Raw genomic sequence first — 19,012 nt, forward strand, 5'->3', positions numbered from 1 at the left:
AGTGTGTGTGGGGACCTTCCCCCGCAGACGTCGAACCGTTCCCGGCCGCGGCCCCGCCGGTTCGCGAGGGCCGCGGTGCCGGGTGCGACCTACTTCGCCCCGGTCTCGCCGTCGGCCTTGCCGTCCTTCTCGACGCCGGCCTCGGCCGCGTCCGACTTCTTCGTCAGATCGGCCTTGGGGGCCTCGTCGGCCTTGTCGGCCTCGTCGGTCAGGGAGGAGGCGTCGTCCGGGACGACCGTGTCGGAGTCGGCCGGGGCGTCCTCCTCGGTGTCGCCGTGGACGATCCGGTTGTACTCGGCGTCGTCGAGGACGGCGCCGATCGAGTTCTTCGCGTACACGGCGTGGACGCCGGGCGCGACCTCGAGCAGGACGGTCTCGTCCTGGATCTCCTTGACGGTGGCGTACATTCCCCCGATCGTGCGTACGCCGGTGCCGGGCTGCATCTGGTTGCGCATCTCCGCTGCCTGCTGCTGCTTCTTCTTGGCAGAACGGGTCATCAGGAACATCGCCCCGATGAGCACGATGAACGGGAGGAGCATGCCGATGTTATTCACGGGACGGAAATCCTTCGCACGGTCACGGAGAACCCGCGGCCTGATCTTCGGGGTGGGTACGCCGACCAGAAAGGGCGGCATCGGCGGAGTCTAGGCGAGTCCGCATCGATGGAACAACGCCCAGCATGGCACCGTGGTTCCTGCTCGGGCGAGACTCCGCGCCGTCACCCACCCGTCACAGCGGCCTCAGGTGCCGAACAGCCCCTGTTGTCCCGGTCCGCCTCCGTTTCCGGCCCCGGGCGCCCCCGTCGCCTGCGGCGGGACGAGTCCGAGGTGGTTCCACGCGGCGGGCGTGGCGACGCGGCCACGGGGAGTGCGGGCCAGGAGCCCCTCCCGTACGAGGAAGGGCTCGGCGACCTCCTCGACCGTCTCGCGCTCCTCCCCCACGGCGACCGCGAGGGTGGAGAGGCCGACGGGGCCGCCGCCGAAGAGCTTGAGCAGGGCCTCCAGGACGGCCCGGTCGAGGCGGTCGAGGCCGCGGGTGTCCACCTCGTAGACACCGAGGGCGGCGCCGGCGATGTCGCGGGTGATCACTCCGTCGGCCCTCACCTGGGCGTAGTCGCGGACCCGGCGCAGCAGCCGGTTGGCGATCCGGGGGGTGCCTCGGGAGCGGCCGGCGATCTCGGCGGCTCCGGCCGGGTCGATCGTGACGTCGAGCAGTCCGGCCGAGCGGGTCACGACCCGCTCCAGCTCGTGCGGCTCGTAGAACTCCATGTGGGCGGTGAAGCCGAAGCGGTCGCGGAGCGGGGGCGGCAGGAGTCCGGCCCGGGTGGTGGCGCCGACCAGGGTGAAGGGCGGGAGGTCCAGCGGGATGGCGGTGGCGCCGGGGCCCTTGCCGACGATGACGTCGACGCGGAAGTCCTCCATCGCCATGTAGAGCATCTCCTCGGCGGGCCGGGACATGCGGTGGATCTCGTCGAGGAAGAGGATCTCGCCCTCCTGGAGGGAGGAGAGGATCGCGGCCAGGTCTCCGGCGTGCTGGATGGCGGGGCCGGAGGTGATCCTGATCGGCGCGTTCATCTCCGCGGCGATGATCATCGACAGGGTGGTCTTGCCGAGGCCGGGGGCGCCGGAGAGCAGCACGTGGTCGGCGGTGGCTCCGCGCTGACGGGCGGCCTTGAGGACGAGGTCGAGCTGCTGGCGGACCTTCTCCTGGCCGATGAACTCGCCGAGGTCCTTGGGGCGCAGGGCGGCCTCGACGGCCTGGTCGTCGCCTTCGGCGGCGGCGCCGACGATCCGCTCCTCGGGGGCGGATGCCGTCTCGTCGTCGCAGTTCACGGTGGTGTCTTCCTTCGTACGGGAGGGGCTGCGGGCGGTCAGCGGGCGCGGTTGAGCGTCTGCAGGGCGGCGCGCAGCAGCTGGGGCACGGGCGCGGAGCCGGTCTCGGCGAGCGCCGCCTCGGCCTGCGGGGTGACGGCGGCGACGGCCTCCTCGGCCTCGCGGCTCGCGTAGCCGAGGCCGACGAGGGCGGCGGCCAGCTGCTCGGTCCAGGGGGCGGGGCCGGTGGCGACGGCGCGCTGCTGGCCGACGAGGCCGCTGCTGCCGAGGGGCTGGCCGAGCTTGTCCTTCAGCTCCAGGAGGAGCTTCTGAGCGCCCTTCTTGCCGATGCCGGGGACGGCGGTGAGCGCCTTCTCGTCGCCGGTGGAGACGGCGAGGCGGAGCGCGTCGGGGCTGTGCACGCCGAGCATGGCCTGGGCGAGGCGGGGTCCGACGCCGCTGGCGGTCTGGAGCAGCTCGAAGACCTGGCGCTCGTCGTCGTCGGCGAAGCCGTACAGCGTGAGCGAGTCCTCGCGCACCACGAGGGAGGTGGCGAGCCGGGCCTGCTCGCCGACGCGGAGCCCCGCGAGGGTGTTCGGGGTGCACTGGACGGCCATGCCGACGCCGCCGACCTCGACGACGGCGGTGGTGGGGGCGAGGGCGGCCACCGGGCCGCTGACGAAGGCGATCATGACGTGCGGCCTTTCGAGGCGTGCAGGGCGACGGCCTGCTGGAGGCGGTTCTGGGCGGGGGCCCGCCAGATGTGGCAGATGGCGAGGGCGAGGGCGTCGGCGGCGTCGGCCGGCTTGGGCGGAGCGGCGAGCCGGAGCAGCCGGGTGACCATGGCGCCCACCTGCGCCTTGTCGGCGCGGCCCGAGCCGGTGACGGCGGCCTTGACCTCGCTGGGGGTGTGCAGGGCGACGGGGATGCCGCGCCGGGAGGCGCAGAGCATGGCGACGGCGCTGGCCTGGGCGGTGCCCATCACGGTGCGTACGTTGTGCTGGCTGAACACCCGCTCCACCGCGACGAGTTCGGGCTGGAAGCGGTCGATCCACTCCTCGATGCCGCGCTCGATGCCGACGAGCCGGGGGCCGATGTCCGCGTCTGCGGGGGTGCGGACCACTCCGACGCCGAGCATGGTGAGCTGCCGCCCCGCGACGCCCTCGACGACGCCGACACCGCACCGGGTGAGTCCCGGGTCCACCCCCAGTACGCGCACGCCGCCCCTCCCTGTCGTCGACCGGCCTGTCGCCGACCGGCCCCTGACGCCGGCCGGTCGCAAGTCTGTTTGTGCAGGCTATCCGGTGCCACCGACAACGCAGCGGGCCGACGGGGTGTGTCCCGTCGGCCCGCTGCGGTGGAGCGGCGTGGATCCGTCCCTGTCGGGGCGGACGCGGATCAGGCGTCGACCTTCTCCATGACCTCGTCGCTGACGTCGAAGTTGGCGAAGACGTTCTGCACGTCGTCGCTGTCCTCCAGGGCGTCGATCAGCTTGAAGATCTTGCGCGCGCCCTCCTCGTCGAGCTCGACCTGCATGGTCGGGACGAAGCTGGACTCGGCGGAGTCGTAGTCGAAGCCCGCCTCCTGGAGCGCGGTGCGGACCGCGACCAGGTCGGTGGCCTCGCTGATGACCTCGAAGGACTCGCCGAGGTCGTTGACCTCCTCGGCACCCGCGTCGAGCACGACCTCCAGGACGTCGTCCTCGGAGCGCTCGCCCTTGGGGAGCACGACGACGCCCTTGCGGTTGAACAGGTACGAGACGGAGCCCGGGTCGGCCATCGAGCCGCCGTTGCGGGTCATGGCGACGCGGACGTCCGAGGCGGCGCGGTTGCGGTTGTCGGTGAGGCACTCGATGAGCACCGCGACACCGTTCGGACCGTAGCCCTCGTACATGATCGTCTCGTAGTCGGCGCCGCCGGCCTCGAGACCGGCGCCGCGCTTGAGCGCGGAGTCGATGTTCTTGTTCGGGACCGACTGCTTCTTCGCCTTCTGGACGGCGTCGAACAGCGTCGGGTTGCCGTCCAGGTCGGCGCCGCCGGTGCGGGCCGCGACCTCGATGTTCTTGATCAGCTTCGCGAAGAGCTTGCCGCGCTTGGCATCGATCACGGCCTTCTTGTGCTTCGTCGTAGCCCATTTAGAGTGGCCGGACATCTGCCTGTCTCCTTCGCGTAACCCACTTCTTGAACGAACCCCAGAGATCCTACCGGGATCGTCTCACCGTTCGGCGCGCACCATGTCGACGAACAACTCGTGGATGCGGTGGTCGCCGGTGAGCTCGGGGTGGAAGGAGGTCGCGAGGACGGCGCCCTGGCGGACGGCGACGATGTGGCCCTCGTGCTCCGCGAGCACCTCGACCTCGGCGCCGACCGACTCGACCCACGGGGCGCGGATGAAGACGCCCTCGACGGGGGTGTCTATGCCCTCGACGGTGACTCCGGCCTCGAAGGACTCGTTCTGCCGTCCGAAGGCGTTCCGGCGGACGATCATGTCGATGCCGCCGAAGGTCTCCTGGCCCGAGCGCGGGTCGAGGATCTTGTCGGCGAGCATGATCAGGCCGGCGCAGGTGCCGTAGACCGGCATGCCCGCGGCGATCCGCTCGCGGATCGGCTCCATCAGGCCGAAGAGGACGGCCAGCTTGGAGATGGTGGTGGACTCGCCGCCGGGGAGGACCAGGCCGTCGACCTCGGCGAGCTCTTCGGGGCGCCGGACCGGCCTGGCCACGGCGTCAGCCGAGGCCAGGGCGATCAGGTGCTCCCGTACGTCGCCCTGGAGGGCCAGGACTCCGATGACCGGGGTGGTGCTCATCGGTGCTTACCAGCCCCGGTTGGCGTAGCGCTCGGACTCGGGGAGGGTGTCGCAGTTGATGCCGACCATGGCCTCGCCGAGGTTGCGGGAGGCGTCCGCGATGATCTTCGGGTCGTCGTAGAAGGTGGTGGCCTTCACGATGGCGGCGGCGCGCTTGGCCGGGTCGCCCGACTTGAAGATGCCGGAGCCGACGAAGACGCCCTCGGCGCCGAGCTGGCGCATCAGCGCGGCGTCGGCGGGGGTGGCGACGCCACCGGCGGAGAAGAGGACCACGGGGAGCTTGCCGAGCTCGGCGACCTCCTTGACGAGCTCGTACGGCGCGCGCAGGTCCTTGGCGGCGGCGAACAGCTCGTTGTTGTCGTAGCCGCGCAGCTTGGCGATCTCGTTCTTGATCTGGCGCAGGTGGCGGACGGCCTCGACGACGTTGCCGGTGCCGGCCTCGCCCTTGGAGCGGATCATGGCCGCGCCCTCGGCGATGCGGCGGAGGGCCTCGCCCAGGTTGGTGGCGCCACAGACGAAGGGGGTCGTGAAGGCCCACTTGTCGGAGTGGTTGACCTCGTCGGCCGGGGTGAGGACCTCGGACTCGTCGATGTAGTCGACGCCGAGGGACTGGAGGACCTGGGCCTCGACGAAGTGGCCGATGCGGGACTTGGCCATCACCGGGATGGAGACCGCGCCGATGATCTCCTCGATCATGTTCGGGTCGGACATCCGGGCCACGCCGCCGTCCTTGCGGATGTCCGCGGGGACCCGCTCCAGGGCCATGACGGCGACGGCGCCGGCGTCCTCGGCGATCTTGGCCTGCTCGGCGTTGACCACGTCCATGATCACGCCGCCCTTGAGCTGCTCGGCCATGCCGCGCTTCACGCGGGCGGTGCCGGTCTCGGGGGTCTGGGGGGTGGTGGAGCTGGACACGGAAACCTCACTCGTGACAACGGGTTCAACGGGGCGTTGACGACTAGAGCGAGGAAACAGTCCAGGAGCGGTCCACAGCAAGGGCCAATGTGCAGCCTGTGGATCCTTTTGGCGGGAATCCGAGGCCGCAGGGGCTCAGGACGGACGATCGGCCAGGGCCACCGGCGGTTCGTCGTCCATTTCGAAGGCCATCGGGAAGGGCGCGTGGCCCGCGAGCCGGAACCAGCGGACCTTGCGGTGGCGGCGCAGGGCGCGGGCGGCCCGGACGGCGTCGTTGTGGAAGCGGCGGGCCATGGGCACCCGGCGGACGGCGGCGGCCAGCTCGCCGGCGGCCTCCACCCCACCGGGCGCCTCCTGGACGAGCTCGACCTGCTCCGGCTCGCCGAAGACGGCCCGCAGCGCCTGGCTCAGCTCGCTCTCGGCGACCTCCCGGTGGTCCTCCTCCGCCTGCCGGGCCGCGTGCGCGGCCTCGTACAGGACGATCGAGGCGGCCGGGTCGAGGACGCCGGAGGTGGCCAGTTCCTGGGCGACCGAGGCCCGCCGCAGCAGCTGGGCGTCGAGCGCCGCGCGGGCCGCGTCGATGCGGGTGTGCAGCCGGTCGAGCCGGCCGGCGGTCCAGCTGAGGTAGACGCCGACGAGGATCAGCGCGGCGACGGTCCAGATCAGGGTTTCGGTCACGGGCGCACAGGCTACCCGGGCGGCTGCGGCCCGCCTTCCCGAAGGGCGTGGTCAGGGACGGACCGGACACGGACCGGCCGTCCTCCGAGGAGCTCCCGCCGCGCACCGGACCGGCATTCCACGACCGCGACGGCCTACGGCCCCTCGCTTCCACGCCCCCGACGGCGCAGGGGGCCTGGGGCCCGCGACCCCGACGTACGGGCCCTGGGCCCCGAGACCCCGACGTACGGGCCTTGGGGGCCCGCAACCCCGACGACGCACCAGCACCGGCCCCGTCCCTGGCCCCAGCCCCGGCCCTACAACCCCAGCCGCGCCCGCAGGCCGCCCGTCCGCTCGTCCGTGTCGACCGCCGCCGCGCCGTCCGCGACCGTCTCGTAGACGGCCAGGATGTCCGCGCCGACCGTGGACCAGTCGAAGCGCCGGACGTGCGCCGAGCCGCGCCGGCTCAGCTCCGCGCGGCGCGCGGGGTCGCCGAGCAGCCGGATCGCCGCATCGGCGAGCGCGTCCGCGTCCTCGTTCGCGAAGAGTTCGCCCGCCGCGCCCTGGTCGAGGACCTGCGCGAAGGCGTCCAGGTCGGCGGCGAGCACCGGCGCACCGGCCGACAGCGCCTCGACGAGGATGATGCCGAAGGACTCGCCGCCGGTGTTGGGCGCCACGTACACGTCGACGCTGCGCAGCAGCCGCGCCTTGTCCTCGTCGCTGACCATGCCGAGGAACTCGACCCGGAAGCGCATCTCGGGCGGAAGCGAGGCCACCGCCTCCTCCTCGTCGCCGCGCCCGGCGACGAGGAGCCGGGCGCCCGGCCGCTCCGTGAGGATCCGGGGCAGCGCCCTCATCAGGACCGGCAAGCCCTTGCGGGGCTCGTCGATCCGCCCGATGAAGCCCAGCGTCTCGCCCTGCCAGGCCTCCTTCGGCTCCGCGCCGGCGAAGAAGTCGACGTCGACGCCGTTCGGGATGACGACCGCGTCGCCGCCGAGGTGCTCCACCAGCGTCCGGCGGGCGTACTCGCTGACCGCGATCCGGGCACTGATCTTCTCCAGCGCCGGCTGGAGGATCGGGTAGGCGGCGATCATCGCCCGGGAGCGCGGGTTCGAGGTGTGGAAGGTGGCCACGATCGGGCCCTGCGCCGCCCAGCAGGTGAGCAGCCCGAGCGAGGGCGAGGTCGGCTCGTGGATGTGGACGACGTCGAAGGTGCCGTCGTGCAGCCAGCGGCGGACCCGCGCGGCGGAGAGGAAGCCGAAGCTGAGCCGGGCCACCGAGCCGTTGTACGACACGGGGACGGCCCGGCCCGCGGAGACGACGTACGGCGGCAGCGGGGTGTCGTCGTCGGCGGGGGCCAGGACGGAGACCTCGTGGCCGAGCCGGATCAGGTGCTCGGCGAGGTCGCGGATGTGGAACTGGACGCCGCCCGGTACGTCCCAGGAGTACGGGCAGACGATCCCGATCTTCACGGTGTGCGCTCCTCCAGGTCGGCCAGCCAGAGGCGCTGGAGCATGTGCCAGTCCTCCGGGTGGTCCGCGATGGCCCCGGCGAACTCGTCCGCGAGGGCCTGTGTCATGAGGGATGCCTTCTCGGCCCGGGTACCTGACTCGGGTACCTCCACGGGCGCGTGCACCCGGCCCTTCATGACGTCGGTGTCGTCGTACCAGAGGGTCACCGGCAGCAGGACCGCGTCGGTCTGGAGGGCGAGCATGGCCGGTCCCGCGGGCATGCGGGTGGCCTCGCCGAAGAAGGAGACCTCGACGCCGGAGGCGGACAGGTCGCGGTCGGCGACGAGACAGACCAGGCCGCCGGCGCGCAGCCGCCGGGCCAGGGTGCCGAAGGCGGCGCCGCCGGTGTGCGGCAGCACCTCCATGCCGAGGGACTCGCGGTAGGCGACGAAGCGGTCGTAGAGCGACTCGGGCCTGAGCCGCTCGGCGACGGTGGTGAAGGGCGTGCCGAGGGCGCGGGTCACCCACACGCCGGCCAGGTCCCAGTTGCCCATGTGCGGCAGGGCGAGGATCACGCCGCGGTCGGACGCTATGGCGTCCTTCAGGACGTCCTCGCCCTTGATCTCGAAGCTGTTCTCGGCCCGCTCTCGGCTCCAGGTCGGCAGCCGGAAGGACTCCATCCAGTAGCGCATGTACGAGCGCATGCCGGCCTTCGACAGCTCGGCGAGCCGCTCGGGCGTGGCGTCCGGGACCACGCGCGCGAGGTTGGCCTCCAGGCGCAGGACGCCCTTGCCGCGCCGCTTCCACACGGTGTCCGCGATCTTCCGGCCGAGGGACCTGGCGACCGGCTCGGGGAGCTTCTTCACGGTCGCCCAGCCGAGCCCGTACAGCCCGTCGGCGACCTTGTCCTTCAACGTGCTCACGATGCCGCCCCGCTTCCCCCGGCCGCCGTGGCGGCGTCCGCCTCCGCGGCCTCCCTGCGTACCGTCACGACCCGCTGTCCCAGGGTCACGGCCGAGCCCGCGGCCACGATCCAGAGCGCGATCGGGAGCAGGACGTCCACCCCGGGCACGCCGAAGGCGTGCAGGCCGGCGAGTCCGGCGGCGACCAGCGAGATCACCAGGCGCTCGGCCCGTTCGATCAGGCCGTTCACCGCGACCGGCAGGCCGATCGACTCCCCGCGCGCCTTGGTGTACGAGACGACCTGGCCGCTCGCCAGGCAGAAGATCGACACCGCGCACAGCACGTTGTCGTCGCCCTGACCCGCGTACCAGAGCGCGAAGCCGCCGAAGATCGCCCCATCGGCGACCCGGTCGAGGGTCGAGTCGAGGAAGGCGCCCCATCGGCTGGAGACCCCCGCCTGCCGCGCCATGTTGCCGTCGACGAGGTCGGAGAAGACGAAGAGCGTGATCACGATCGTGCCCCAGAAGAACTCGCCCCTGGGGAAGAAGACCAGTGCCCCGGCGACCACTCCCGCCGTGCCGATCAGCGTGACGGCGTCGGGGCTGACCCCCCGGCGGAGCAGAAACGCGGCGAACGGTGTGAGGACACGCGTAAAAAACGCACGCGCGTACTTGTTCAGCATGGCCTTCCCGAGGTTTCGGCGGGCCGCGCGGTCCTATGACCACCGGCTCACCCATCGTAGCCACGCGCGCCACGCCGCACGGGAGCGCACCCGCCCCGCCGCGTCAGGACCCCCCTGAGGACCCCTCGGTGTACGACGTATGGACGCGTCCCGGTGTCGGTGCAAAGCTCGAAGGAAGCACCCCGCGGGTCCGCCGGAGCAGCGCCGCGGCGCCGCTCCCCCGCGCCCGCTCTCACCTCACCGCCTCGCAGCCGGGAGGACCACCATGGGCGACAAGGCGCACACCCCCGCCGGAGCCGCCGGCAGGGCACCGACGGCCGACCGGCCCTCGGAGGTACGGAACGTGGTGCTGGTCGGCCACAGCGGATCGGGGAAGACGACCCTGGTCGAGGCGCTCGCCCAGACCGCGGGGGCGCTGGCGCGGCCCGGGCGGGTCGAGGACGGGGCGACCGTCTCCGACCACGACGAGATCGAGCACCGGCAGCACCGCTCCGTCCAGCTCTCCCTCGTCCCGGTCGGCTGGGAGGGCTTCAAGATCAATCTGCTCGACACTCCCGGCTACGCCGACTTCGTCGGGGAGCTGAGGGCCGGTCTGCGCGCGGCGGACGCGGCCCTCTTCGTCGTCTCCGCCGCCCAGGAGGCCGACGCGGTCGCCGCCTCCACCCGGATGGTCTGGGAGGAGTGCGCGGCCGTCGGCATGCCCCGCGCGATCGTCGTCACCCACCTCGACACCGCCCGCACCGGCTTCGACGAGCTGACCGGGGTCTGCGCCGGACTCTTCGGCCACGACGACCCCGACGCCGTCCTCCCCCTGTACCTTCCGGTGCTCGGCCCCGAGGGCCCGGACGGCCACGCGCCCGCGACCGGACTGATCGGGCTCCTCTCGGAGCGGGTCTTCGACTACTCCACGGGCGAGCGGCGCGAGCTCCCGCCCGGCGAGGCCGACCGCGACCTGATCGCCGGGGCGCGGGCCCGGCTCATCGAGGGGATCATCGCCGAGAGCGAGGACGAGTCCCTGATGGACCGCTACCTCGGCGGTGAGGAGATCGACCACGGGACGCTCGTCGGCGACCTGGAGAAGGCGGTCGCACGGGGCGGCTTCCACCCCGTGCTCGCCGCCGCGCCCGCCGCCGACGGCGGCGGCCAGGGCCTCGGCACCGTCGAGCTCCTGGAGCTGATCACCCGCGGCTTCCCTTCCCCCCTGGAGCACGAGCCGCCCGCCGTCACCACCCCGGCCGGCGAACCGCGGCCGCCGCTCGCCTGCGATCCCGAGGGCCCGCTGGTCGCCGAGGTCGTGAAGACCGCCGCCGACCCCTATCAGGGCCGGATCTCCCTCGTCCGGGTCTTCTCCGGGACCCTCCGACCCGACGAGACGCTGCACGTCTCCGGGCACGGCCTGGCCGACCGCGGCCACGAGGACCACGACGTCGACGAACGGGTCGGCGCCCTCACCTCGCCCTTCGGCAAGCAGCAGCGGCCCATGGCGCACTGCGTGGCCGGGGACCTCGCGTGCGTGTCCCGGCTCGGCCGGGCCGAGACCGGCGACACCCTCTCCGCCAAGGACGACCCGCTGCTGATCGAGCCGTGGCCGATGCCCGAGCCCCTGCTGCCGCTCGCCGTCGAGGCGCACGGCAAGGCCGACGAGGACCGGCTCTCGCAGGGCCTGGCCAAGGTGGTCGCCGAGGACCCGACGCTCCGCCTCGAACAGAACCAGGACACCGGCCAGGTCGTCCTCTGGTGCCTGGGCGAGGCCCATCAGGACGTCGTCCTGGAGCGGCTGCGGGGCCGCTACGGGGTCCGCGTCGACGCCGTCCCGTACCGTGTGCCGCTGCGGGAGACCTTCGGCGCCCCCGCCTCCGGCCGCGGACGGCACGTCAAACAGTCCGGCGGGCACGGCCAGTTCGCCATCTGCGAGATCGACGTCGAACCGCTCCCGCCGGGCAGCGGCATCGAGTTCGTCGACAAGGTGGTGGGCGGCGCCGTCCCCCGGCCGTTCATCGGCTCCGTGGAGAAGGGCGTACGGGCCCAGGCCGCGCGCGGGGTCGCCGCGGGCCACCCGCTGGTGGACGTCCGGATCACCCTCAGGGACGGCAAGGCCCACTCGGTGGACTCCTCCGACGCAGCCTTCCAGACCGCAGGGGCGCTCGCCCTGCGGGAGGCGGCCGCCGAGGTCCCGGTGCGCCTCCTGGAGCCGGTCGCCGAGGTGCGGGTGCTCGTCCCCGACGAGTACGTCGGCGCCGTGATGGGCGACCTGTCCGGCCGGCGCGGCCGGGTCGTCGGCACCGACCAGGCCGATCCGGGCCGCACCGTCGTCCGGGCCGAGGTGCCGGAGATCGAGATCGGGCGGTACGCCATCGACCTGCGGTCCGTCTCGCACGGCACCGGCCGCTTCGAGCGCAGCTACGTCCGGCACGAACCGATGCCCCCTCAGCTCGCCGAACGTCTGCGCGAACAGCCGGGAAAGCGGGCCTAGTCGGGGCCGGAGCGACGCCTCCGGCCGGCCGGGTGCGCGCCGGGCGGCCGGTTCCGGTCGCCGTCGTCCACAGCTTCCGGTCGCGGTTGTCCACAGCCCGTGACGCATACCACGGCGCCCGGTTACGCTGTGGTGCCCAGCCCGGAAGGTGTGCCGGGCACGGCAGTCGGGAACAGCCCGCACAGGTACTCGCGGTGATGGGGGCGGAAGTGGCGATCGACGGTTTCGGACCGGGGGCACAGATCCCGCTGCAGGGCGGCAGCGGCCTGACCGGCGCGACGAACGCGCTGGCCTCGGCCGCGTACCGGGACAGCCCCCTGGAGACCATCCAGGAAGCCGACAACGAGTACTACAAGACCACGCTCAAGAAGGGGAAGTGGGAGAAGCTCTTCCGCCCCGACCTCGGCGAGGCGTTCTCCCGCGCCGTGCAGGTGCGCATGCTCGGCGGCGGCCGCAAGGCCCTCATCCAGTCCTTCGGCGCCGAACCGCAGCCGGTCGTCGAGCACTGCCTCGCCGCCACCCACATCCGCCGCCGCCGCGACATCAAGCTGACCCTGATCACCTTCTTCTGCGGGGTCCTCTTCCTGCCCGGTCTGCTGCTCTGGCTCGTCGTCATCCACCTGCGCCGCGCCGCCGCGGGCTCCGACAACAAGCGCACGAGTGTCGTCGGCACCGTCCTGCTCGTCGCCTTCGGCATCGTCGCCGCCCTCATCCTCCTGCGGCTCCCCTGGGACGGCCTGCTGCCCAACTACCTGCGGGCCATGCTCATCGCCCCTGTCATCGGCTGGTACCTCGCCGGCCGGGTCTGCCTCAGCACGGCCGTCGACCTCCGCGACCGCTGGACCGGACTGCTCAGCGGCGGCGGCGTCGGCGCCCACGTCCCCGGATCGGTTCCCACGGACCCCGGCGAGAAGTCCGCGGAGGAGCTCCGCGTCAATCTGGAGAAGCTCTCCGCCGAGCAGCAGTCGAACGTGGTCTTCTACGCCGGCGGCAAGGGCGTCCTCGGCCTCGGCACCCGCTGGGGCAGCTGGACCCTGGCCGAGGAGCTGATCCCCCTCGACGGCCACGAGATGCACGACTTCCGCGCCTGGGACCTCGTCCGCAAGATCCACGACCAGCTCACCCTGCTGGAGCGGGGCTCCCTGAAGACCGGCTTCCCCAAGCCGACCGTGAAGCACTGGATCGTCTCCCCGGTCGGCGAGGGAGCCGACGAGGTCGCCCGCCCCGAGGGCGACAACATCGTCCACTACCAGGTCAAGCCGCACGAGATACAGCGCATCTGCAACGAGCAGCAGTTCGGCGCCGGCAACCGCCACTACCTGGGCGTCCAGTTCACCCTCTGGGACGGGAACGTGGTGCTCACCATGATGGTCACCGTCACCTCGCTCCACCACACCCTGCGCATCGAGGTCACCGGCCACGCCCTCGGCCCCGTCCACGGCCTGTTCACCACCAAGCCCAAGGCGAAGACCAGGGAGGTCTCCAAGACCGTCCGCTTCTGGGAGACCAAGGAGATCGCGCAGCCGCTGCTCGGCACCGACGACATCGTCCGGCTCGCCGTCCGCGCCCCGCTCACCTGGTACCCGCCGGTCCTGGAGTTCCTCGGCGGCAAGATGAACCTGCCGGAGCCCTTCGGCCTCCGGCACGTCTGGGCCGGCCCGCTCTGGAAGAACCGCTTCATGGCCGACGACGCCCTCCGGATGGCCACGCCCGTGGTCCGCGCCGTCCACGCGGCGACCGTCCGCTTCCTCGACGCGCACAACGTGAACACCGAGCGCTTCACCAACCGCACCCTCTTCATGAGCGGCATGCTCCAGGAACCCGCCCCGCGGAAGGCCGACGTCTACGACGCCTGACCGCCGGCCCGCCGATGAGCCGACGGCCCCGGGGCGCGCGCCCCGGGGCCGTACGGAAGAGGAGGAGGTCAGAGAGCGGCCGGCCAGGCGTCGGCCAGCATCTTCCGGGTGTCGGCGAGAAGCTGCGGCAGCACCTTGGTGTGGCCGACGACCGGCATGAAGTTGGTGTCTCCGCCCCAGCGCGGCACCACGTGCTGGTGCAGGTGCGCCGCGATCCCCGCGCCGGCCACCGCGCCCTGGTTCATGCCGATGTTGAAGCCGTGCGCGCCGGAGGCCGCCCGCAGGGCGATCATCGCCCGCTTCGTGAAGTCGGCCAGCTCGGCCGTCTCCGCCGGGTCCAGGTCCGTGTAGTCGGCCACGTGCCGGTACGGGACGACCATCAGGTGCCCGCCGTTGTACGGATACAGGTTGAGCACCGCGTACACGCTCGCGCCCCGGGCGATCACCAGACCGTCCTCGTCCGACTTCGACGGGATCGAGCAGAACGGACAGCCGTCGTCGGCCCCCGGCCCGGTCGGCTTGTTCTCGCCCTGGATGTAGGCCATCCGATGAGGCGTCCACAGGCGCTGGAACGCGTCCGGCGCCCCCACTCCGATCTGCTGCTCCGGATCAGTCGTCATGCTGTGCAGCATATTGCGTCGCCCGTTCGGATCGTGTCGCCGGGGCGAGGGAAGCCGCCCCGGGTGATCCTGATCCGATGAGCGCCAGGCCCCCGAAACCACCCCGCCAGGAACGCTGGGACCGCCGCATGGAGACCCCGCTCGCCGTGGCCTCGCTCGCCTACCTCGCGGGGTACGCGGTCCGGGTCCTCGCCCGCGACCACCTCCCGCGGCTCGGCGTGGACCTCTGCGTCGGAGTCGTTCTCGCCGCCTGGGCGGTCTTCATCACCGACTACGTGGTGCGGCTCCGGCTCAGCGGCCTCCACCCGCTCCGCTTCGTCCGCACCCACCTCCTCGACACGGTCGTCCTCCTCCTGCCGCTGCTGCGCCCGGTCCGGATGGTGACCCTCTACGACCGGGTCCAGCGCCGCAGGGGCCAGCCGCGGCTCAGCCTCTACGCCCGGGTGATGGTCTACTCCGGCCTCTCGGTCTCCCTGCTCGGCTTCACCGCCGCGCTCACCGTCTACCACCACGAGGCCGACGCCCCCGGCGCCACCATCCTCACCTTCGGCGACTCGGTCTGGTGGGCCTGCGCGACCCTGGCGACGGTCGGCTACGGCGACGTGACCCCGGTGACCCCGATCGGGCGGACGGTGGCGGTCGGCCTGATGGCCTGCGGTCTCGCGCTGCTCGGCGCGGTGACGGGTTCGTTCTCGTCCTGGCTGATCCAGGCCTTCACCCGGGAGGACGAGAAGGAGGGCGGGAACGGGGAGAGGCCCCCGGGGGGTTCCCCGGGGGCCTCCTGAGCGGTGCGGGCCGTCAGACCTGGACGCGCTCCTCGACGATCTTGGCGATCTTGGCGATGGCCTCGTCGGCGGGGATGCCGTTCTCCTGCGAACCGTCGCGGTAGCGGAAGGAGACGGCCCCGGCGGCCATGTCCTCGTCACCCGCGATGATCATGAAGGGGACCTTCTGCTTCTGCGCGTTGCGGATCTTCTTCTGCATCCGGTCCGAGGAGGAGTCGACCTCCACGCGCAGCCCCTGCTTCTTCGCCTTGGCGGCGAACTCCTGCAGGTAGTCGACGTGCGCGTCGCCGATCGGGATGCCGACCGCCTGGACCGGGGCCAGCCACGGCGGCATGGCGCCCGCGTAGTGCTCAAGGAGCACCGCGAAGAACCGCTCGATGGAACCGAACAGGGCGCGGTGGATCATGACCGGGCGCTGCTTGGTGCCGTCCGGGGCGGTGTACTCCAGGTCGAAGCGCTCCGGCAGGTTGAAGTCGAGCTGGACGGTCGACATCTGCCAGGTACGGCCGATGGCGTCCCGCGCCTGCACCGAGATCTTCGGGCCGTAGAAGGCGGCGCCGCCCGGGTCGGGGGTGAGCGGCAGGCCCTGCTTCTCGGCGACCTGCTGGAGGACCGCGGTGGCCTCCTCCCACACCTCGTCGGAGCCGACGAACTTCTCCGGGTCCTTGGTGGACAGCTCCAGGTAGAAGTCGCTCAGACCGTAGTCGCGGAGCAGGTCGAGGACGAAGGTGAGCGTGCGGTCGAGCTCCTCCGCCATCTGCTCGCGGGTGCAGTAGATGTGCGCGTCGTCCTGGGTGAAGCCGCGGGCCCGGGTGAGGCCGTGCACGACGCCGGACTTCTCGTACCGGTACACGGTGCCGAATTCGAACAACCTCAAAGGCAATTCACGGTAGCTGCGCCCGCGCGCGTCGAAGATCAGGTTGTGCATCGGGCAGTTCATGGGCTTGAGGTAGTAGTCGGTACCACCGTCGAGCTGCATGGGGGGGTACATGCCCTCCGCGTACCAGTCCAGGTGGCCGCTCTTCTCGAAGAGCGCGCCCTTGGTGGCGTGCGGCGAGTAGACGAACTCGTAACCGTGCTCCTCGTGCTTCTTGCGCGAGTAGTCCTCCATGACCCGGCGGATGATGCCGCCCTTGGGGTGGAAGACGGCGAGGCCGGAGCCGATCTCGTCCGGGATGGAGAAGAGGTCGAGCTCGTTGCCCAGCTTGCGGTGGTCGCGCTTCTCGGCCTCGGCGAGGAAGTCGAGGTGGGCCTTCAGCTCGTCCTTCGACGGCCAGGCGGTGCCGTAGATGCGCTGGAGCATCGGGTTCTTCTCGCTGCCGCGCCAGTAGGCGGCCGCGTTCCGCATCAGCTTGAAGGCCGGGATGTTCCGGGTGGTGGGCAGGTGGGGACCCCGGCAGAGGTCCTTCCAGCACAGCTCGCCGGTCTTGGCGTCCAGGTTGTCGTAGATGGTCAGCTCGCCGCCGCCCACCTCGACGTTCGCGCCGTCGTCGGTCGACGCGGAGCCCTTGATGCCGATGAGCTCCAGCTTGTACGGCTCGTCGGCGAGCTCCTCGCGGGCGTCCTCGTCGGAGACCACGCGGCGGGCGAACCTCTGCCCGCGCTTCTGGATCTCCTGCATCTTCTTCTCGATGGCCTTGAGGTCCTCGGGCGTGAACGGCTTCTCGACGTCGAAGTCGTAGTAGAAGCCGTCCCGGACCGGCGGGCCGATGCCCAGCTTGGCCTCGGGGAAGAGCTCCTGCACGGCCTGCGCCATCACGTGCGCGGTCGAGTGGCGCAGGATGTTCAGGCCGTCCTCGGAGCCGATCTCGACGCCTTCGACGACATCGCCCTCGGCGAGCTCGTACGAGAGGTCCTTGAGCTCGCCCGCGACACGGGCGGCGATGACGGTGCGGTCGTCGGCGAACAGGGCGCCGGCCGTGGTGCCCGCGCTCACCGTCCTCTCCTCGGGTCCTGAGGCGGTCGGGACGGTCACACGGACTTCTGACACGGGTACTCCATGCATCGGGGCTCCGGCAGACACGAGGTGCCGGCGCCGGCGGGGCGCGGCAGAGACGAGGTGCCGCGTCCCCTCGATCTTACGGGCCCCGCTCCGCGCCGCTCACCGCTCCTCGTCCGGCCCGCACGCCTCGTCGAAGAAGGCCGTGTCCTCGTCGGTCCCCGGCAGCGACTTCATCAGGCGGTCCCGCTCCGCCTCGTCCACCTGCACCGGGACCACCGCGGAGGGGTCGGCGAGGCGCCGGAAGCCGCCGCGGCTCTCCAGCCGGCCGACGACCCGGATCGGGAGGCCGACGAGGTGGGCGTGGCCCGCGGTGCGGTACGCCTCCTCGTCGAGGGTGACCCGGACGTGGCCGACGTCGGCGCCGCCGAGCACCCGGAGTCTGACCCTGCCCTCGCCGCGCGGACCGGAGCGGCGCAGCCGGACGACCGCGCCGGTGATCCGCACCGGGACGGAGGGCTCGTCGGTGAGGTAGCGGGCGCTCGCCTCGCGCAGCGCGGGCAGGTCGCCGGGCGAGAACTCGACGGGCTCCGGACGGGCCGCGCAGCCGTCCGGGACGCCGGCGGCCGGGGCCCAGGCGAGGGCGATGCGGGCCCCTTCCGTACCGCGGACGAGGGCGACGAGCGCCTCGGTGAGTTCGCGGCTGACGCCGGCCTCGACGGCGGAGTCGAAGGCGTCCATGCCGCCGGTGGCGCGCTGGTAGTCGACGGCCTCGCGGGCGGCGTGCAGGGCGTGGTGGAGCCGGACGGCGACCGGGCGGCCGGGCGGGACCGGCAGGAAGGCGGTGAGGGCGCGGCCGCCGGCGTCGGTGGCGACGACCACGGGTTCGAGGGCGGCCTGGGCCGCGGCGCGGTGCCGGGAGCCGTGGTAGCCGGCCCGGCCGCGCACGGCGAGGGCGCCGGCGAGGAGGATCTTGCGGGCGGCGGAGCGGAGCTGCTCCTGGACGGGCCAGGGGACGGTGCCGGCCGGGCCCGGGGGCACCTCGCGCCACCAGCGGATCTCGTCGCTGGGCACGGCGAGGCCGGTCAGCACCTCGCGGGCGGAGGGGGTGCCGCTGCGGGCGAGGGCGGTGAGGGCCTCGCCGATGAGGTCCTCGCTGTCGGGGAAGGCGAGGCTGTCGGGGACGAGGAGGCTGGTGCCGCCGCTCCCCGGCCCGACGCCCGGCGGGGTCCAGCGGCCGTAGCGGCCGACGGCGCCGCCCCGGCGCTCCCAGCCGTGACGGGCGAGGAGGGCGCCGAGGACGCGCGGGTCGACCCTGCCGGGGTCGGGCACGGCGTCGCCGGCGGCCCAGGGGGCGGCGGCGGGAACGGGCCGGGGCCGGTGGGGCGGGGGTACGGGGACGGGGCCGCGTCCGGTCCCGTCGCCCGTCCCGTGTCCGGAGTCGTCGATCGGTCGGTGCATCAAGGTCTCCCTCCCCGGCCGACCCGGGTCATGATCTCGCGGAGCGCCCGGTCGTCGAAGATCCGCGCCGTGGGGACGCGCACGGTGGTCCGGCGGCGTCCGGTGACCGGCTGCCCGGCCAGGTTGGTCCAGTAGCAGCAGTGCCGCAGGTCGAGCCGGTCGTGGCCCGCCCTCAGCCAGTCCTCCGGGTCTCTCGGGACGATCATCACGACCAGGATCTTGTGCACCGCCACGGGGCTCCGGGCGAGCTTCACGAGGTGGTCGTTGTCGAGGGTGAAGGGGAAGGTGCTCCCCGCGGGACGGGCGGGCAGTTGGTAGGTGCACTTGAGCTGCACCTTGATGGTGACCTCGTCGTCGACGGTGTGCCCGGGCGAGCCGTGGCTCACGTGCCAGTCGACGCCGTTGTCCGGGAAGGGCTGCGCGAGCGAGCAGCCCGCCGCCGCGGCGACGGCGTGCAGGTATCCCACCTGGAGGGTCTCCATGCAGGCGGTGGTGGCGAGCGAGCCGCGTGCCGGGGCCGCCCGCTGGGGCGGCAGCCCTCCCGACTCGGGCTGGGCGAGCGTCATGTGAACGTCCTTCCCCGTCACCAGTGTTGTCACCGGTCCGCGTACGCCGCAAACAGTGCGGGTATCACCGCTTCGGGGCAGGGGGTTG

Annotated in this window: 18 protein-coding genes; 3 read left to right on the forward strand and 15 right to left on the reverse strand. The window is 72.4% G+C overall.

The window, feature by feature from the left end; genetic code table 11:
- Nucleotides 1-89: 89 nt before the first annotated feature.
- The 11 genes from yajC to pgsA form a co-directional block, all read right to left on the reverse strand.
- Entirely contained in the window at nucleotides 90-539 is a 450-nt protein-coding gene (gene yajC / locus ACF1BN_RS30255) for a preprotein translocase subunit YajC (RefSeq protein WP_392334848.1), read from the reverse strand.
- Nucleotides 540-740: 201 nt separating this feature from the next.
- A complete protein-coding gene (ruvB, locus tag ACF1BN_RS30260) occupies nucleotides 741-1,832 on the reverse strand; it encodes a Holliday junction branch migration DNA helicase RuvB (protein ID WP_392334782.1) in 1,092 nt (363 codons plus the stop codon).
- 38 nt (nucleotides 1,833-1,870) lie between these two features.
- Complete coding sequence (gene ruvA, locus ACF1BN_RS30265) at nucleotides 1,871-2,503, reverse strand: Holliday junction branch migration protein RuvA (protein ID WP_392334783.1); 633 nt, start codon at nucleotides 2,501-2,503, stop codon at nucleotides 1,871-1,873.
- Nucleotides 2,500-3,030 (reverse strand): crossover junction endodeoxyribonuclease RuvC, encoded by a 531-nt coding sequence (gene ruvC / locus ACF1BN_RS30270; RefSeq protein WP_392334784.1) that lies wholly within the window; start codon nucleotides 3,028-3,030, stop codon nucleotides 2,500-2,502. Before ruvC ends, ruvA begins: the two co-directional genes overlap by 4 nt.
- A 179-nt stretch (nucleotides 3,031-3,209) precedes the next feature.
- Nucleotides 3,210-3,962, reverse strand: coding sequence for a YebC/PmpR family DNA-binding transcriptional regulator (locus tag ACF1BN_RS30275; RefSeq protein WP_200428255.1), 753 nt, complete (start codon nucleotides 3,960-3,962; stop codon nucleotides 3,210-3,212).
- 63 nt (nucleotides 3,963-4,025) lie between these two features.
- Nucleotides 4,026-4,616: a pyridoxal 5'-phosphate synthase glutaminase subunit PdxT gene (gene pdxT / locus ACF1BN_RS30280; protein WP_392334785.1), complete on the reverse strand. Its 591-nt coding sequence runs from the start codon at nucleotides 4,614-4,616 to the stop codon at nucleotides 4,026-4,028.
- A 6-nt stretch (nucleotides 4,617-4,622) separates the two neighbouring features.
- A complete protein-coding gene (gene pdxS / locus ACF1BN_RS30285; RefSeq protein WP_389169506.1) occupies nucleotides 4,623-5,531 on the reverse strand; it encodes a pyridoxal 5'-phosphate synthase lyase subunit PdxS in 909 nt (302 codons plus the stop codon).
- A gap of 135 nt (nucleotides 5,532-5,666) precedes the next feature.
- Nucleotides 5,667-6,209 (reverse strand): hypothetical protein, encoded by a 543-nt coding sequence (locus ACF1BN_RS30290; RefSeq protein WP_392334786.1) that lies wholly within the window; start codon nucleotides 6,207-6,209, stop codon nucleotides 5,667-5,669.
- 296 nt (nucleotides 6,210-6,505) lie between these two features.
- Nucleotides 6,506-7,660, reverse strand: coding sequence for a glycosyltransferase family 4 protein (locus tag ACF1BN_RS30295; RefSeq protein WP_392334787.1), 1,155 nt, complete (start codon nucleotides 7,658-7,660; stop codon nucleotides 6,506-6,508).
- Nucleotides 7,657-8,562: a phosphatidylinositol mannoside acyltransferase gene (locus ACF1BN_RS30300; RefSeq protein WP_392334788.1), complete on the reverse strand. Its 906-nt coding sequence runs from the start codon at nucleotides 8,560-8,562 to the stop codon at nucleotides 7,657-7,659. Before ACF1BN_RS30300 ends, ACF1BN_RS30295 begins: the two co-directional genes overlap by 4 nt.
- Complete coding sequence (gene pgsA / locus ACF1BN_RS30305; RefSeq protein WP_392334789.1) at nucleotides 8,559-9,224, reverse strand: phosphatidylinositol phosphate synthase; 666 nt, start codon at nucleotides 9,222-9,224, stop codon at nucleotides 8,559-8,561. Before pgsA ends, ACF1BN_RS30300 begins: the two co-directional genes overlap by 4 nt.
- Nucleotides 9,225-9,489: 265 nt before the next feature.
- On the opposite strand from pgsA, the gene ACF1BN_RS30310 reads away from it, so the two are divergent.
- Both ACF1BN_RS30310 and ACF1BN_RS30315 read left to right on the forward strand, forming a co-directional pair.
- A complete protein-coding gene (locus ACF1BN_RS30310; protein WP_392334790.1) occupies nucleotides 9,490-11,697 on the forward strand; it encodes an elongation factor G-like protein EF-G2 in 2,208 nt (735 codons plus the stop codon).
- A 197-nt stretch (nucleotides 11,698-11,894) separates the two neighbouring features.
- Nucleotides 11,895-13,553, forward strand: coding sequence for a hypothetical protein (locus ACF1BN_RS30315; RefSeq protein ID WP_392334791.1), 1,659 nt, complete (start codon nucleotides 11,895-11,897; stop codon nucleotides 13,551-13,553).
- A 68-nt stretch (nucleotides 13,554-13,621) separates the two neighbouring features.
- Here ACF1BN_RS30315 and ACF1BN_RS30320 read toward each other — a convergent pair whose 3' ends face one another.
- On the reverse strand, nucleotides 13,622-14,185 hold the full coding sequence (locus ACF1BN_RS30320; protein ID WP_392334792.1) for an HIT family protein: 564 nt from the start codon (nucleotides 14,183-14,185) through the stop codon (nucleotides 13,622-13,624).
- Nucleotides 14,186-14,250: 65 nt separating this feature from the next.
- On the opposite strand from ACF1BN_RS30320, the gene ACF1BN_RS30325 reads away from it, so the two are divergent.
- Complete coding sequence (locus ACF1BN_RS30325; protein ID WP_392334793.1) at nucleotides 14,251-14,958, forward strand: potassium channel family protein; 708 nt, start codon at nucleotides 14,251-14,253, stop codon at nucleotides 14,956-14,958.
- Between the two features lie 13 nt (nucleotides 14,959-14,971).
- Here ACF1BN_RS30325 and thrS read toward each other — a convergent pair whose 3' ends face one another.
- The 3 genes from thrS to ACF1BN_RS30340 form a co-directional block, all read right to left on the reverse strand.
- On the reverse strand, nucleotides 14,972-16,948 hold the full coding sequence (gene thrS, locus ACF1BN_RS30330; protein ID WP_392334794.1) for a threonine--tRNA ligase: 1,977 nt from the start codon (nucleotides 16,946-16,948) through the stop codon (nucleotides 14,972-14,974).
- A gap of 111 nt (nucleotides 16,949-17,059) precedes the next feature.
- Complete coding sequence (locus ACF1BN_RS30335) at nucleotides 17,060-18,358, reverse strand: hypothetical protein (protein ID WP_392334795.1); 1,299 nt, start codon at nucleotides 18,356-18,358, stop codon at nucleotides 17,060-17,062.
- Nucleotides 18,358-18,924: a DUF4365 domain-containing protein gene (locus ACF1BN_RS30340; protein WP_392334796.1), complete on the reverse strand. Its 567-nt coding sequence runs from the start codon at nucleotides 18,922-18,924 to the stop codon at nucleotides 18,358-18,360. Before ACF1BN_RS30340 ends, ACF1BN_RS30335 begins: the two co-directional genes overlap by 1 nt.
- Nucleotides 18,925-19,012: the final 88 nt, after the last annotated feature.

It is taken from the genome of Streptomyces sp. NPDC014861 (assembly GCF_043081625.1).
Classification (GTDB): domain Bacteria; phylum Actinomycetota; class Actinomycetes; order Streptomycetales; family Streptomycetaceae; genus Streptomyces.

Bases quoted from the DNA above. Each gene is read 5' to 3' on its own strand.
- yajC (WP_392334848.1), bottom strand. From the start codon at position 539: ATGCTCCTCCCGTTCATCGTGCTCATCGGGGCGATGTTCCTGATGACC.
- ruvA (WP_392334783.1), bottom strand. From the start codon at position 2,503: ATGATCGCCTTCGTCAGCGGCCCGGTGGCCGCCCTCGCCCCCACCACC.
- ACF1BN_RS30275 (WP_200428255.1), bottom strand. From the start codon at position 3,962: ATGTCCGGCCACTCTAAATGGGCTACGACGAAGCACAAGAAGGCCGTG.
- pdxT (WP_392334785.1), bottom strand. From the start codon at position 4,616: ATGAGCACCACCCCGGTCATCGGAGTCCTGGCCCTCCAGGGCGACGTA.
- pgsA (WP_392334789.1), bottom strand. From the start codon at position 9,224: ATGCTGAACAAGTACGCGCGTGCGTTTTTTACGCGTGTCCTCACACCG.
- ACF1BN_RS30310 (WP_392334790.1), top strand. From the start codon at position 9,490: ATGGGCGACAAGGCGCACACCCCCGCCGGAGCCGCCGGCAGGGCACCG.
- ACF1BN_RS30315 (WP_392334791.1), top strand. From the start codon at position 11,895: ATGGGGGCGGAAGTGGCGATCGACGGTTTCGGACCGGGGGCACAGATC.
- ACF1BN_RS30320 (WP_392334792.1), bottom strand. From the start codon at position 14,185: ATGCTGCACAGCATGACGACTGATCCGGAGCAGCAGATCGGAGTGGGG.
- ACF1BN_RS30325 (WP_392334793.1), top strand. From the start codon at position 14,251: ATGAGCGCCAGGCCCCCGAAACCACCCCGCCAGGAACGCTGGGACCGC.
- ACF1BN_RS30335 (WP_392334795.1), bottom strand. From the start codon at position 18,358: ATGCACCGACCGATCGACGACTCCGGACACGGGACGGGCGACGGGACC.
- ACF1BN_RS30340 (WP_392334796.1), bottom strand. From the start codon at position 18,924: ATGACGCTCGCCCAGCCCGAGTCGGGAGGGCTGCCGCCCCAGCGGGCG.